We start from the raw sequence: 13,477 nt of genomic DNA, 5'->3' as shown, positions 1-13,477 counted from the left end.
ACGGGAAAAACCCCGCGATTATAGCGGGGATTGTGGCCGCTCACCAATCCTGGCGCTGCACCGTCGGCGGCATGCCACAGCATTGCCGCGCTCTGGCGGAGATCAGTGCGGGAAAAAATACGCTGTACCCACTTCTGCCGGCTGGACGCTGAACGCCAAAACCGCTATTCTTGCCGGCCTCTCAGCGTGCGTCCGTAGCTCAGTTGGATAGAGTGTCAGTTTCCGAAGCTGAAGGTCCCTGGTTCGATCCCAGGCGGGCGCGCCAACAGATACAGCAAAAAGCCAGCTAAATGCTGGCTTTTCTGTTTTCTGCACGCCCTATTCTAGGCCTGCATGCCCCCCAGGTAGCGAGTGGGCAGGGCGATCTCTTGCAGGCTGCCATCGGCTTTCCGCTGCAGGCGCCATGCTTGTGCCAGGGGGCGTGATGACACGGCCGTGTGAAATTGCTCGTCAATGAAGTGCAGCGCGGCACCGTCATCGGCTGCCCAGCTGTCGGGCATGCTGCCGCTGGCTACCTTGTCCTGCAGGGTGGGACGACGCAAGGCCTCGCCATCGTAATGCGGACAGGCGCCACCCGGTAACCAGCCCAGGCCTTGCAGTGCAGTCAGCGGGCCGGGGATAGAATCTGTCAGCCCCTGCTGGAACCAGCAGATCATGCCGGCGCTGATCCCGCCTATGACCGTGCCTTGCTCATAGGCGCGCCGCAGCAGGATATCGACTCCCCAGGTGCGCCATAGGGCCAGCATGGATAGCGTATTGCCGCCACCTACGAAGATGGCGTCCTGCGCAAGCAGAAAGCTCTGCAGGTCTGCCGTGTGGGGCTGGAACAGGGATAGGTGGCTGGCGACGCAGGGGTAGCCAGCATGGGCGCGATAGAACTTCAGTTGGTAGCTGTCGGCATCGCCGCTGGCCGTGGGCAGAAAGCAGATACGCGGCTGTGCCTTTCCGGTGGCCGCCAGGAAGTACTGATCCAGTAGTGGGGATGGCTCCATGGAAAAACCACCGCCGCCCAGCACGATCAACTGCCTTGCCATCCAGCATCAACCCAGTTGCGAGGTGCAGCAGGGGCAGCGCGTTGCCTTGAGTGGAATGGCGCTGTAGCAGTAGCTGCATTCCTTGCTGCTGGCCTCTGCAGGCGCGGGCACCTCTTCGCGCTTGAGTTTGTTGAGGGTGCGTATCAGCAGGAAGACAGCAAAGGCGACGATAGTGAAGCTGATGACAGCGTTGAAGAAGACGCCCAGATTGACGGTCACTGCACCGGCATCCTGTGCGGCCTTGAGCGACTCATAGGGGCCGGCGGCCTTGGTGCCCTCTTTCAGCAGGATAAACAGGTTGGAAAAATCGACATTGCCCAGCACATAGCCTATGGGGGGCATGATCACGTCTTTGACCAGTGAATCGACGATTTTGCCAAAGGCGCCGCCGATAATGACGCCAACGGCCAAATCGACGACATTGCCACGCATGGCAAATTCCTTGAATTCCTTGAGCATGGTGATCCCTCGGTGTTGAAGTGCTTACCCTAGGCGAGGCAGCGTTCTGGCGTCAAGCGCGGTGGGTGACGATGGTGGAAATGAAAACAGGCAGCCTAGGCTGCCTGTTTGCTCATGCCAGCACGTGAGTGCTTAGAACGAGTGGGCCAAGCCGACGATGAAGCTGTTGTCGTTCTTGGTACCAACGTAGTTGTTGGTGTACTCGGTCAGGATGGTGGTGCGCTTGGACAGGCTGTAGTAGAAGCCAGCGGTCACTTGATCCTTGGTGTTGCGATCTTCGTCATAAATGATGCCGCCCAGTTGGACCGAAGCATTGCCCATGGCGTAGCCGACCAGCAGCAGAACATCATCGTTCTTGCCAGCAGCGTCGTCGGTGTGTTGCACGGCACCGCCCAGGTTCAGATCGCCGATGTTGGCCGAAGCGCCAACCATGTAGGCCTTGTTGGCCTTCACGCCGCTGGGCTTGTTGTTGTTCAGAGCGCCAAACACAGCAAAACCTTGGCCGGAGTACTTCAGCGAGGCGCTGACTTCGTTCGAGGCGTTCTTGCCAGCGGTCTTGTCTTCACCGAAGCTGTTGTTCACGGCAACGCTGATCGGGCCGAACTCGCCGTCGTAACGGATCGAGTTGCTGGCGCGGTAGTTGCTCATCGAAGTGTTGGTCAGGCCCAGCGACTCGTTGAAGTAGAAGGGGTCCAGTTCTTCGGTAGCCAGGGTGTAGGGGGTCTTGCCGCGACCCAGACCCACGCTGCCGAAGTCACCCTTCAGGCCAACCCAGGCTTCGCGCGAACCGAAGCTGCTGGCGGGGGCGCTGTCCGGGCCAATGCCGGTTTCGACTTTGAAGAAGGCCTTCATGCCGCCGCCCAGGTCTTCTTGACCCTTGAAGCCGATGCGCGAGGAAATGTTGGAGACCTTCAGTTGGTCGGTACCAGCGGTGGTGATGTTCAGGCCCAGGTTGACTTGACCATACAAAACCACTTCGTTGTCGGCAGCCAGGGCTGCAGGGGCGGCCACAGCAGCGGCAACGGCCAGAGCGATGAATTTCTTGTTCATTGCGTCTTCCTTATCAAGGTTGGAAAAACGGTGTTGCAAAAGATGCTCGCTACTTGCGAAGCGAATACATTACGGGCGAATGATAGGCGGCACGCACTTGTGTAAGCAATGCGGTGCTATCAAGGCTGGCAGAATGGGTTTATCGCTGTTTGATGATGCACAACATTTAATGTATTGATTTATATGGGTTTGTTGGTGATGTTGTGAATTATTCCTAGGTTGCGGCAATGCAACACAAAACCCGGCTATTGGGGAAATCCTGTCTGCGGGATTTGCGCCCAACATAAGGCTGTGGCACTCGCGGTTAAAGAAGTTGCCTAAAAAATGAACAGTTTTGCGCTCTCATCAGCCTGCTTGGCTGGCCCGTGGGCTTATATTTATTAAGCAATATGGGTATCGTGAACAACGCATTTGGCTGGGTTTTATATGAAGGGTAGAACGATCAGCAGATAACGCAGTGTCTTGCCCAGCAGAATGTAAAGAGCGCTGCGCATCGGGGGAAGGCGCAGCCAGCCCGCTGCCAGGCAGAGTGCGTCGCCTATTAAGGGTAGCCAGGCCAACAACAGGGAAGTGCTGCCATGGCGCTGCAGCCAGCACAGGGCGCGAGGCGACAATTTGGCGGTCAATGCATCACTACCCTTGTGGGACAGTCGCAGGCCAAGCCAGAAGCTGGTCAGGCTCCCCAGGGTATTGCCCAGCGATGCCACGGCCAGGGCGCTCCAGGCGGTGTCGGGCCTGGCTTGCAGCCAGAGCAGTAGCGCCAGTTCGGAATTGCCGGGCAGCAAGGTGGCAGACAGCAGGGCTGATATAAAGATACCGGCCAGGCCGTAGCTGGCCGGCAAGGGATCTAACCAGTCCAGCACCTAGAAATGTGGCCTGCGCGCGGCATGGGCCAGTACCATGTCGGCCAATTGGGTGAACAGCTCGCCCTCATCGCGGGTGCTGCGCCAGTGGCCGTCCTGATAGCGGTAATGAAAGCCACCGGAGCGGGCCGCCAGCCAGATTTCCTGATTGGCCGCGTGACGGTTGACCACAATCTTGGCGCCATCATCGAATTCGATCTCCAGCACATTGCCATTGCGGTTGAGATCCACATCGAACTCGCCATCGTCCAGGCCGTTTTCTATCCGATCGAATATCTGGTCGCTGGCGTTGAGAAATTCACTCTCGTTCATTGGCTTGCCCGGTTTGCGTTGTTAGTATGGCTATTTTACCCCCTACCCGTGCTGCCATGCGCCTCCTCTTGTCCTGCCTGATTGCTGCCACCTGTTTGCTGACTGCCTGCGGCTACAAGGGCCCCTTGTTCCTGCCGGATTCGTCGCAGGCGACCCAGCCGAAAGCGCCATGACCATCCTGCCTGGTGCGGCATGAAAAACGCCGCATCCCGGGATGCGGCGTTTGGTTTGGCAATTGCTTGATGCCTACGCTTACCTCGCGCCGGGCTTACTCGTCGATGACGCAGTCCACATAGTACTCGCCGCTGACCTCGTCCTTGATCAGGCCATGGATGTCGGTCTCGAAGCCAGGGAAGCGCTCGTTGAAGGCGCGGGCGAAACGCAGGTAGTCAACGATGGTCTTGTTGAAGCGCTCGCCGGGGATCAGCAAGGGAATGCCCGGTGGGTAGGGTGTCAGCAGGATGGCAGTGATACGGCCTTCCAGCGCATCCAGCGATACGCGCTCGATCTCGCGATGGGCCATCTTGCTGAAGGCCTTGGAAGGCTTGAGCGCCGGCACCATATCGCTCAGGTACATCTCGGTGGTGAGGCGTGCCACATCGTTATCGCGGTATACCTCATGGATCTGCTGGCACAGGTCGCGCAGGCCCACACGCTCGTAGCGTGGGTGTTTGCCCACAAATTCGGGCAGCGCACGCCAGAGCGGCTGGTTCTTGTCGTAATCATCCTTGAACTGCTGTAATGCGGTGACCAGGGTATTCCAGCGGCCCTTGGTGATGCCGATCGTAAACATGATGAAGAAGCTGTAAAGGCCGGTCTTCTCCACGATCACTCCATGCTCGGACAGGTACTTGGTGACGATGGCCGCGGGGATGCCGCTATCGGCAAAGTCGCCGCCTACATCCAGGCCGGGGGTAATAATGGTGGCCTTGATCGGATCCAGCATGTTGAAGCCATCAGCCAGGGCGCCAAAGCCGTGCCAGCGCTCGTCAGCCTTCAATACCCAGTCCTCGCGGGTGCCTACGCCTTCGTCTGCCAGGTATTCCGGCCCCCAGACCTTGAACCACCAGCTCTCGCCGTACTCGGCATCGACCTTGCGCATGGCGCGGCGGAAATCCAGTGCCTCGGCGATGGATTCCTCGACCAGGGCGGTGCCGCCGGGTGCTTCCATCATGGCGGCTGCTACGTCGCAGCTGGCGATGATGGAATACTGCGGCGAGGTGGAGGTATGCATCAGATAGGCTTCATTGAAGCGATGCCTGTCCAGTTGGCGGGTCTCGGACTCCTGCACCAGGATTTGCGAGGCCTGGCTCAGACCTGCCAGTAACTTGTGGGTGGACTGGGTGGCAAACACCATGGCGTCCTTGGAGCGGGGGCGATCGCGGCCGATGGCGTGCATATTGCGGTAGAACTCGTGGAAGGCGGCGTGGGGTAGCCAGGCCTCGTCGAAGTGTAGGGTGTCTATGGTTTCGCCCAGCACATCCTTGATCATTTCTACGTTGTAGAGCACACCATCATAGGTGGATTGGGTGATGGTCAGGATGCGCGGCTTGTTGTCCGGACGCTTGGCCAGCGCCTCGCGGGCAAACGGGTTGGCCTCGATCTTCTTCTGTATGGTCTCGGGCTGGAATTCGGACAGCGGGATGGGGCCGATGATGCCGAAGTGATTGCGGGTCGGCATCAGGAATACCGGAATGGCGCCGCACATCATGATGGAGTGCAGGATGGACTTGTGGCAGTTGCGATCCACCACCACGATGTCGCCCGGTGCCACCGTGGCGTGCCAGACCATCTTGTTGGAGGTGGAGGTGCCGTTGGTGACAAAGAACAGATGATCAGAGCCGAAGATACGGGCGGCATTGCGCTCGCTGGCGGCTACCGGGCCGGTATGGTCGAGCAGCTGGCCCAACTCATCGACCGAGTTGCAGACATCGGCGCGCAGCATGTTTTCACCGAAGAACTGGTGGAACATCTGGCCTACCGGGCTCTTGAGGAAGGCCACGCCGCCGGAGTGACCGGGACAATGCCAGCTGTAGGAGCCATCCTGGGCGTAATGCAGCAGCGCGCGGAAGAATGGCGGGGCCAGCGAGTCTAGGTAGGTCTTGGCCTCGCGCACGATGCTACGTGCCACAAACTCCGGCGTGTCCTCGAACATATGGATGAAGCCATGCAGTTCCCGCAGGACGTCGTTGGGGATATGCCGGCTGGTACGGGTTTCGCCATACAGAAAGATGGGGATATCGGCATTCTTGAAGCGTATCTCTTCCACGAAGGCGCGCAGGTTCTTGATGGCGGCGGTTTCCTCACCGACTTCGCCGCCGATGAACTCCTCATCGTCTATGGACAGGATAAAGCAGGAGGCGCGGCTTTGCTGCTGGGCAAAGCCGGTCAGGTCGCCATAGCTGGTGGCGCCCATGACCTCGAAACCTTCGGCTTCGATGGCGCTGGCCAATGCACGGATGCCGAAGCCGCTGGAGTTCTCGGCGCGGAAGTCTTCGTCGATGATGACGACGGGAAAGCGGAATTTCATCGGGGAGTACTCCGGTACGGCCATGGCCGTAGCTTGTCATTCAATCACGACGCGCTTATGACGCATCGCCAGGAAAAGCGCAAGGCCGTATCCGGCTGGATACGGCCCTGTTGGGTGCAAGGCAGATTCTAAGCCTTGACGCCCGTCATGGGTATGGCAGTTTCAAGCATTCATCAGGCCGGCGGAACCGTGTCGGCAAAAGCCGGCCGCTGGGCCAGCTTGTCGGCCAGCCGGGCCAAGTTGGCATAGGATTCGCGCCAGGTGATGTCGGCAAAGCGCAGGTCCAGGTAGCCCAGGCAGACACCTACGGCAATATCCGCCAGCGTGTAGCTCTCGCCGTTGCACCAGGGCCGTTCCCCCAGGTCTTCCGACAGGGCGGCCAGGCCGCGCGCCATCTTGAGCTGCTGGCGATTGATCCAGTCCTCACTCTGCTGCCGGGCAGGCCGTTTGCGCTCCAGGAAGATGGCGGCGGCGGCATCGCAGATGCCATCAGCCAGTGCCTCCCAGCGCTTGACCTGAATGGCTTGGCGATAATCGCTGGGTATCAGTCGCGACACCGGCGACACATGGTCCAGGTAGTCCACGATGACCCGAGAGTCGTACAGGCTGGAGCCGTCATCCAACACCAGCACAGGCACCTTGCCCAGCGGGTTGACGTTGGGCACCTGGGTGTTGGCATCCCAGGGGATATCCACCGTCAGCGGGCACTCGATGCGTTTTTCCTGCAGGACGATGCGTACCTTGCGAGCAAAAGGGCTGGTGAGCGAGGCAATCAGCTTCATGGTTTGAAACCAGTCGAATGGGTTGAAGGCCTGTAGGCGGCCGGGTCATGCTTCATTGCAACGCCGGGGAGTCGTAACGCCAGCGGTGTTGGTGGATCGCACCGCGCCGCAGGCGTGGACCATGATGGCGGCCGTGACGAGATGATCGGGGCCGATGAGGTCGAGACGATTTTTACTGCTTATGCTGCGCTGCGCAATCCTGTTTCGAATTTCTGCCGTATTTGTGGTTTTCCACCCATGACTATGCGCAGGTACGTCGCGAAAAAACGACGTAGCCAGCAGTGGGGTGATTGGCCTTGGCATGGCCGATTACCCCGGCGGCAGGCCGAACCAGATACGCCCCGCCATGGCTTGGGCAGGTAGCTGGAAGACCAGGGTGAGCCGCTCTGGCGTAAGCGCTTGCGATGGCGGCCCGGCAGTGATCAGACGGCCTTCCTGTAGCAGCCAAGCCTGGTCTGCATAATGCAGTGCCAGGTTGACATCATGCAGGCTGGCAACCACTGCCAGGGGCAGCTTGCGCGCCAGTTCATGCAGGCCGGCCAGCAGCGTGTGCTGGTGGCGAGGATCCAGGCTGGCGGTAGGCTCGTCCAGCAGCAGCAAGGCAGGGCCTTGGGCGGCGGCAGCACAGGCTTGTACCAGGACGCGTGCTAGCTGTACCCGTTGCCGCTCTCCGCCCGACAGGTGCACATAGCGGCGTTCTGCCAGGGCATCTGCATCGGTAAGCCGCAGCACGCTGTCTATCAGTCCTTCCAGTTCGGCGACAGGAATGTCGGGGAAGGGCGTACTGCCCAGCCTGGCCACTTCGCGGACACTGAAATCGAACTCCAGCGTACTTGACTGGGGCAGCAGGGCGCGACGGCGCGACAGGGTGCTGGCGTGGGTGCGGAACAGCGGCAGTCCATCGAACTCGCAGCTCCCGGCTGTCGGGGTCAGTTCGCCAGCCGCCACTGCCAGCAGGCTGGATTTACCCGCCCCATTGGGGCCTAGCAGCGCAGTCAGCTGGCCGAGTGGGGCCGTGGCACTGACTTTTTCCAGCACTTGGCGGCCATCGCGTTCGAGGCTGAGTTGGGAGAGGATGAGCATGGCGGGCGGCTGGCGCCCTTGCCAGCAAGTCGAATCAGGTTGCTTTTACTGTATAGGTGGGGTGGGGGCGCGGCAAGCCGCGGCCTCCAAACGGTCAGCCCCGGGGTATCAGCTCAGCCGCTCGGCGATCAGCTCTATCCAGTGCCGTATGGGGGTGCGGGTACCGGCTTGCAGGTGTGTCTGGCAGCCGATATTGGCTGTGGCTATCTGGCTGGGCTGGCCGGCTTGTAGTTTGGCCAGCTTGTCGCTGCGCAACTGGCTGGCGATATCTGCCTGCAATATCGAATAGCTGCCGGCAGAGCCGCAACACAGGTTGGCATCGGCTATCGGTAGCAGCACATAGCCCAGCCGCACCAGCATGGCCTCCGCCGATGTTTTCTTATGCAGACCGTGCTGCAGGCTGCAAGGAGCGTGGAACACCAACCTAGGGTCGGCGGGGGGCTGGAGTTGCGGCAGCAACTGGTCGAGATGCTGTAACACCAGGTCGGAGATATCCAGCGCGCTGGCCGAAACCCGCGCTGCGGCTGCGGCGTGCGCCATGTCGCCCGCCAGCAACTGACCATACTCCACGACACTGGCGCCACAGCCACTGGCGGTATAGACGACGCCCGCCGCGCCCTGGGCCAGAGCATGGTCTGCCTGGGCCACCATACGCCGCATGTCGGCCAGGCCGTCGGCGGCATCATTCAGATGCCAGGCCAGCGCCCCACAGCAGCCCGATAGTGCCTGCAGGTCGATACCGCAGGCTGCCAATACCCGCGCCGCAGCGGCATTGATGGCGGGTGCCAGGGCGGGTTGCACGCATCCCTCCAGCATAAGCCAGCGTGGCCTGCCGGCTCGGGGGGGGGGACGGCGGGTGTCGCCCAGCCTTGGAATGCTGGCCAGGCGCTTGGGCAGCAGCGGTCGGCTCAGGCGCCCCAGCATGACCAGACCGCCAAACAAGGGGCGGTTGCGCAACACCCGCTTGAGCAGGCTGCGCTTGAAGCCCTCCAGCAGGGGCCGCCCCAGCTGTGCCTCCAGGGCATGCCGGCCTATGTCGGCCAGCCGGTGGTACGCCACCCCCGATGGACAGGTGGTTTCACAGGCGCGGCAGCTTAGGCAGCGATCCAGATGTTGCTGCGTGCTGCGGCTGGCAGGCTGCCCCTCCAGCAGTTGCTTGATCAGGTAGATGCGGCCGCGTGGGCTGTCCAGCTCGTTGCCGCTCAGTTGGTAGGTCGGGCAGGTGGCCAGGCAAAAGCCGCAATGCACGCAGCGTCGCAGGATGGCATCGGCTTCCTGCCCCTCGGTGGTGCTGATGTAGTGTGCGGTGAGCTGGGTCTGCATCAATCCCCCTGCCTGCGATTCAATATCTGCCGGGGGTCGAGCGCGCGGCGGATGCGAGCCTCCAGCGCCAGCAAGGTGGGATTGCGTGGCGCCGTTGGCCAGCCAGCCTGGCTGCGTTGTAGCAGCGCGTGCCCCCCGGCACCGCGGGCGCTGGTGCTGATGGCCTGGGCGGCGGCCAAGGGGGCGCTGAGCCAGCGGCGGCCGCCAGCCCAGTCGATCAGCTGGGGGTAGTCCGCCAGCAGCGGTGGGCAGGTCTGCGGTAAGGACAAGCGCCAAAGACCCTGCTCGGCACTGGGCGGTGCAAAGCTATCCAGCTGCATGGCCTGCAGCCGGGCAAACCAATGGCGTTCGACGTCAGGCTCGCCCCCCAGTTGCTGCTGTGCCGTCGCCACGGCGGCGGCATTGCCGGATAGCCGTATCCGCAGCAGGCCGCCTTGCCAGGCCGCTCCGGACAGCGGCCAGGGCGCCGCACAGAGCCGATTGGCCAACGCGATGGCGTCGGCTTGCGGCAGCTCGAATACCCGCACGGTTTCGACTTCAGGCAGGGGGAGTACCTTGAGATGGGCCTCGGTGATGAGTCCTAGTGTACCGTTGGCGCCTACCATCAAACGGGCCAGGTCAAAGCCGGCGACGTTTTTCATGACTCGACCACCAAAGCGCAGCAACTCACCCTGACCATTGAGTATCTCCACCCCCAGTAGCTGGTCGCGCATGGCACCGGCCCAAGGCCGGCGCGGGCCGCTCCAGCCGGTGGCCAGTGCGCCGCCCAGGGTGGCATGGCCACCGAAATCCGGCGGTTCGGCGGCCAGCATCTGTCCCTGGCTTGCCAGTACCGCCTGTATTTCGGCCAGCCGTGTACCGGCACGAGCGCTGATGACCCGCTCTGCCGGTGCGTAGTCGATGATGCCTGCATGGCTGCCCACATGGAGGGCCTCGCCTTGCTGGGGGGCATGCCAGCCCTGTTTGCTACCGGCACCGACAATGCGCACGGGTACGGACATGGCGTGGGCTTGGCGCAGTTGCGCCTGCAGATCGGTAAGCATCAGAAGCGGGGGAGTTCGGGGTGGGGAAGCTGGCCCCGGTGCACATGCATGCGGCCATACTCGGCACAGCGATGCAGCGTGGGGATCAGCTTGCCGGGATTGAGCAGGCCCAGGGGATCGAAGGCAGCCTTGATGGCGCTGAATTGACCCAGTTCGGCAGCGTTGAACTGGGCGCACATGCCGTCCAGCTTTTCTATGCCGACACCGTGCTCGCCTGTGATGGCGCCACCTTCGCTGACACACAGAGCGGCAATATCGGTGCCGAACTGCTCGGCCCTGGCCAACTCCCCGGCTCGGTTGGCATCGAACAGGATCAAGGGGTGGAGATTGCCATCGCCGGCATGGAAGACATTGATGCAGGCCAACCCATATTGCGCGCTCAAGCTTGCGATACCCGCCAGTACCCGCCCGACTGCGGCGCGGGGAATGCTGCCATCCATGCAGTAATAATCGGGCGCCAGTTTGGCGGCCGCCGGAAAGGCGGCCTTGCGGCCTGCCCAGAGCTGTTGCCGTTCCGCCTCCGAGTCTGAGACCCGTAGCTCGCAGGCACCCGCTGCGCGCAGGACACGGCTCATCTGGACGATATCCGCCTCTACTTCCTCTGGCGTGCCATCGGCCTCGCACAGCAGGAGGGCGGCGACATCGGTGGGGTAGCCGGCCTGGAGAAAGTCTTCCACTGCCCTTACCGTGGCGCCATCCATCATTTCCAGCGCGGCGGGCGTGGCGCCGCTGCCAACCAGCTGGGCCACGGCATCGGCTGCATGGCCCACCTCGGCGAAGCTGGCCAGAATGACGCGGGCCAGTTGCGGCTTGGGTAGTAGGCGGACTGTCACCTCGGTCACCACCGCCAATAGTCCCTCGCTGCCGGTCAGCAAGGCGAGCAGGTCGTAGCCGTTGCAATCCAGGGTGCCTCCCAGCTCCAGCAATTCGCCCTCCATGGTGACGGCGCGCAGCCCCAGCAGGTTGTGCACGGTCAGGCCGTACTTGAGGCAATGAATGCCGCCAGCGTTCTCCGCCACATTGCCACCGATGGTGCAGGCAATCTGGCTGGAGGGGTCTGGTGCGTAATACAGGCCATAGTGGCCGGCCGCTTCGGAGATGGCCTGGTTGCGTACGCCGGGCTGTACCCGCGCATAGCGGGCCAGGGGATCCAGGTAAAGCAGACGGCGCATGCGCGACATGCCCAGTAGCAGGCAGCCAGCCGTCGGCGTGGCGCCGCCTGACAAGCCCGTGCCGGCACCACGGGCGACTACCGGTATGCGGTGGGCGTGAGCCAGTTGCAGTACGGCAATGACATCTTCTTCGCTGCCAGGCAGAGCAACAGCCATCGGCAAGGCGCGGTAGGCCGACAGGGCATCGCATTCGAATGCGCGCAGGCGTTCAACATCCAGGACCAGCGCTTCGGCGGGGAGGGTATGACGCAATGCGCTGAGGAATGCCTCGGACATGGGGAGCCTGACTGTCGTAGTGCTCTCATTTAAGAGCGCTACAGGCCTGGCTACCAATAGGGAATACCCGCACCGTTCTGTGTAATCAAGGCCTTAACTGTTTTTTGGTGGCTTCCGGCCATGAAAAAGCCACGGCATGCCGTGGCTTGATCGGTTTGCGCAGAGGGTAGCGCTTAGCTGGACTCTGCCATCTTGTCTCGCGCTTGCTGGAAGGCGCTGACTGCGGCGGCGGCAAAGCGGTTGCTGGCAAAGTTGGCTACCTGGCGGGTGGCCTTGGACATGGAGTCGAAAGCGCAGCTGCTGACGCAGACCGCCTTCTTCAGTGGGGCATTGACGGCTTCGGGTTGTGTACCCAGGCTGACCAACAGGGCGCGCTGTTGCTCGGCCCAGTTGCGTTCCACCAACTGCATGGCGTCGGTCAGGGCCGAGACCTGTGCCACAAACAGGGCGCAGCTCAGGTGCAGGCTTTGATCCAGGTGCTGCTCCAGTTGCCGTGCGGGTTCTTGCGAGGCGTTGATGGCACGCATCCAGTCCCGGCAACCGTCGAACTGGGTACTCAGCAGGCGTTCGAAATTGCGATTGGCAATGTCGGCACCTTCGTTAAGGAACTCGAATTGTTGCTCCAGGCGGGGTAGGGCCCAGGCAGCGGTTGGCGCGTTCATAGGGAGATAAATCCTGATAATTCAGTCTTGTGGACAGATGTTGCGCTGCAATAATGTGCTGAGTCTATGCCGCCTGAGCAGGAAGTCAATCGGCTAAGTAAGTGGAGTGTGCAGTAGCGTAGTGCTGGCAATCAGGCCCAGGTCGCGTCCTGATTGATGCCGACCAGGGTTGGGCCGGTCATATCGAGCCGCAGATAGCCCCCTTTGCCAGCGTACCAATCTGGCAACACCCAGCGTTGCCTAAGACCGTGCTGCACCTCATGCTGGTGCCGGGCGGGACGGTGGGTATGGCCATGCAGCAGATGGGCGCCAGGGTATTTGGCCAGCAGGGCCGCAACGGCAAAGTCGTTCACATCCATGATGTCGCTGGCCTTTTGCTGCTTGGCCAACTGGCTGGCTGCCCGTATGCGGCTGATCTCAGCCTTGCGTTCGGCCAGCGTGCGGGCCAGGAAGGCGGCTTGCCAGGCAGATTGACGAACCAGGGCGCGGAACTGCTGGTAGGGCAGGTCATCGGTGCACAGGGCATCGCCGTGGCTGAGCAACCAAGGCCGGCCAAATGCCGTAATCAGTGTGGGGTCGGCCAGCAAGGTCGCACCGGCCGCCTTGGCGTATTGCTCGCCCAGCAGGAAATCACGGTTGCCATGCATGAGATGGACGGCCACCCCAGCCTGGCTCACCGCATGCAGGGCGGCGGCGATGCGCTGGTTGAGGGGGTCGTCGTCGTCATCGCCGGCCCAGTACTCGAAGATATCCCCCAGCAGGTAAAGCGCTTGCGCCTGTCGCGCCGGACCTGCCAGAAAGGCCATGAAGGCGGCTTCGGTAGCCGGATCGCTATCGGACAGGTGCAGATCAGAGGCAAACAGCAAGGGTAGAGGATTCATTCGGGCG

The 13,477-nt window shown here is 61.8% G+C and carries 14 protein-coding genes and 1 tRNA gene; 2 read left to right on the top strand and 13 right to left on the bottom strand.

Annotated elements, in window-relative coordinates; all coding sequences use genetic code 11:
* Positions 1-188 precede the first annotated feature (188 nt).
* Positions 189-265, top strand: a tRNA-Arg gene (locus QWZ03_RS02125).
* A gap of 58 nt (positions 266-323) precedes the next feature.
* On the opposite strand, the gene QWZ03_RS02120 is transcribed toward QWZ03_RS02125, so the two are convergent.
* The 5 genes from QWZ03_RS02120 to cyaY form a co-directional block, all read right to left on the bottom strand.
* Entirely contained in the window at positions 324-1,034 is a 711-nt protein-coding gene (locus QWZ03_RS02120) for a Type 1 glutamine amidotransferase-like domain-containing protein (RefSeq protein WP_290331218.1), read from the bottom strand.
* A 6-nt stretch (positions 1,035-1,040) separates the two neighbouring features.
* On the bottom strand, positions 1,041-1,493 hold the full coding sequence (mscL, locus tag QWZ03_RS02115; protein WP_290331217.1) for a large conductance mechanosensitive channel protein MscL: 453 nt from the start codon (positions 1,491-1,493) through the stop codon (positions 1,041-1,043).
* A 132-nt stretch (positions 1,494-1,625) separates the two neighbouring features.
* The gene (locus QWZ03_RS02110) at positions 1,626-2,543 is read right to left on the bottom strand and encodes a porin (RefSeq protein ID WP_290331216.1); all 918 of its coding nucleotides are present in this window, start codon (positions 2,541-2,543) and stop codon (positions 1,626-1,628) included.
* Between the two features lie 422 nt (positions 2,544-2,965).
* A complete protein-coding gene (locus tag QWZ03_RS02105) occupies positions 2,966-3,406 on the bottom strand; it encodes a YqaA family protein (protein ID WP_290331215.1) in 441 nt (146 codons plus the stop codon).
* A complete protein-coding gene (gene cyaY, locus QWZ03_RS02100; RefSeq protein ID WP_290331214.1) occupies positions 3,407-3,718 on the bottom strand; it encodes an iron donor protein CyaY in 312 nt (103 codons plus the stop codon).
* 26 nt (positions 3,719-3,744) lie between these two features.
* Here cyaY and lptM point away from each other — a divergent pair, with 26 nt between their 5' ends.
* Positions 3,745-3,891, top strand: a complete 147-nt coding sequence (lptM, locus tag QWZ03_RS20945) for an LPS translocon maturation chaperone LptM (protein WP_373322326.1) — start codon at positions 3,745-3,747, stop codon at positions 3,889-3,891.
* Between the two features lie 95 nt (positions 3,892-3,986).
* Here lptM and QWZ03_RS02095 read toward each other — a convergent pair whose 3' ends face one another.
* From QWZ03_RS02095 to QWZ03_RS02060, 8 genes are all read right to left on the bottom strand, one after another.
* Positions 3,987-6,248, bottom strand: coding sequence for an arginine/lysine/ornithine decarboxylase (locus QWZ03_RS02095; protein ID WP_284194482.1), 2,262 nt, complete (start codon positions 6,246-6,248; stop codon positions 3,987-3,989).
* A 173-nt stretch (positions 6,249-6,421) separates the two neighbouring features.
* Positions 6,422-7,030, bottom strand: coding sequence for a glutathione S-transferase (locus QWZ03_RS02090; RefSeq protein ID WP_290331213.1), 609 nt, complete (start codon positions 7,028-7,030; stop codon positions 6,422-6,424).
* A gap of 309 nt (positions 7,031-7,339) precedes the next feature.
* Entirely contained in the window at positions 7,340-8,113 is a 774-nt protein-coding gene (locus tag QWZ03_RS02085) for a heme ABC transporter ATP-binding protein (RefSeq protein ID WP_290331212.1), read from the bottom strand.
* A gap of 108 nt (positions 8,114-8,221) precedes the next feature.
* On the bottom strand, positions 8,222-9,436 hold the full coding sequence (gene glcF, locus QWZ03_RS02080) for a glycolate oxidase subunit GlcF (RefSeq protein WP_290331211.1): 1,215 nt from the start codon (positions 9,434-9,436) through the stop codon (positions 8,222-8,224).
* Complete coding sequence (gene glcE, locus QWZ03_RS02075; RefSeq protein WP_290331210.1) at positions 9,436-10,479, bottom strand: glycolate oxidase subunit GlcE; 1,044 nt, start codon at positions 10,477-10,479, stop codon at positions 9,436-9,438. The genes glcF and glcE overlap by 1 nt, the downstream gene beginning before the upstream one ends.
* On the bottom strand, positions 10,479-11,927 hold the full coding sequence (locus tag QWZ03_RS02070; protein ID WP_290331209.1) for an FAD-linked oxidase C-terminal domain-containing protein: 1,449 nt from the start codon (positions 11,925-11,927) through the stop codon (positions 10,479-10,481). The genes glcE and QWZ03_RS02070 overlap by 1 nt, the downstream gene beginning before the upstream one ends.
* A gap of 173 nt (positions 11,928-12,100) precedes the next feature.
* A complete protein-coding gene (locus tag QWZ03_RS02065; RefSeq protein ID WP_290331208.1) occupies positions 12,101-12,589 on the bottom strand; it encodes a hypothetical protein in 489 nt (162 codons plus the stop codon).
* Between the two features lie 131 nt (positions 12,590-12,720).
* A complete protein-coding gene (locus QWZ03_RS02060; protein WP_290331207.1) occupies positions 12,721-13,470 on the bottom strand; it encodes a UDP-2,3-diacylglucosamine diphosphatase in 750 nt (249 codons plus the stop codon).
* Between the last annotated feature and the right edge of the window lie 7 nt (positions 13,471-13,477).

The sequence above is a fragment of the Chitinimonas viridis genome (assembly GCF_030409555.1).
Taxonomy (GTDB): Bacteria; Pseudomonadota; Gammaproteobacteria; order Burkholderiales; family Chitinimonadaceae; genus Chitinimonas; species Chitinimonas viridis.
The sequence above is the reverse complement of the archived record's forward strand: the minus strand, read 5'-3'. Positions and strand labels throughout refer to the sequence as shown.

Coding starts and splice junctions, on each gene's coding strand:
- glcF (WP_290331211.1), bottom strand. CDS start 9,436: ATGCAGACCCAGCTCACCGCACACTACATCAGCACCACCGAGGGGCAG.
- QWZ03_RS02070 (WP_290331209.1), bottom strand. CDS start 11,927: ATGTCCGAGGCATTCCTCAGCGCATTGCGTCATACCCTCCCCGCCGAA.
- cyaY (WP_290331214.1), bottom strand. CDS start 3,718: ATGAACGAGAGTGAATTTCTCAACGCCAGCGACCAGATATTCGATCGG.
- QWZ03_RS02065 (WP_290331208.1), bottom strand. CDS start 12,589: ATGAACGCGCCAACCGCTGCCTGGGCCCTACCCCGCCTGGAGCAACAA.
- lptM (WP_373322326.1), top strand. CDS start 3,745: ATGGCTATTTTACCCCCTACCCGTGCTGCCATGCGCCTCCTCTTGTCC.
- QWZ03_RS02120 (WP_290331218.1), bottom strand. CDS start 1,034: ATGGCAAGGCAGTTGATCGTGCTGGGCGGCGGTGGTTTTTCCATGGAG.
- QWZ03_RS02085 (WP_290331212.1), bottom strand. CDS start 8,113: ATGCTCATCCTCTCCCAACTCAGCCTCGAACGCGATGGCCGCCAAGTG.
- QWZ03_RS02095 (WP_284194482.1), bottom strand. CDS start 6,248: ATGAAATTCCGCTTTCCCGTCGTCATCATCGACGAAGACTTCCGCGCC.
- mscL (WP_290331217.1), bottom strand. CDS start 1,493: ATGCTCAAGGAATTCAAGGAATTTGCCATGCGTGGCAATGTCGTCGAT.
- glcE (WP_290331210.1), bottom strand. CDS start 10,479: ATGCTTACCGATCTGCAGGCGCAACTGCGCCAAGCCCACGCCATGTCC.
- QWZ03_RS02090 (WP_290331213.1), bottom strand. CDS start 7,030: ATGAAGCTGATTGCCTCGCTCACCAGCCCTTTTGCTCGCAAGGTACGC.
- QWZ03_RS02110 (WP_290331216.1), bottom strand. CDS start 2,543: ATGAACAAGAAATTCATCGCTCTGGCCGTTGCCGCTGCTGTGGCCGCC.
- QWZ03_RS02060 (WP_290331207.1), bottom strand. CDS start 13,470: ATGAATCCTCTACCCTTGCTGTTTGCCTCTGATCTGCACCTGTCCGAT.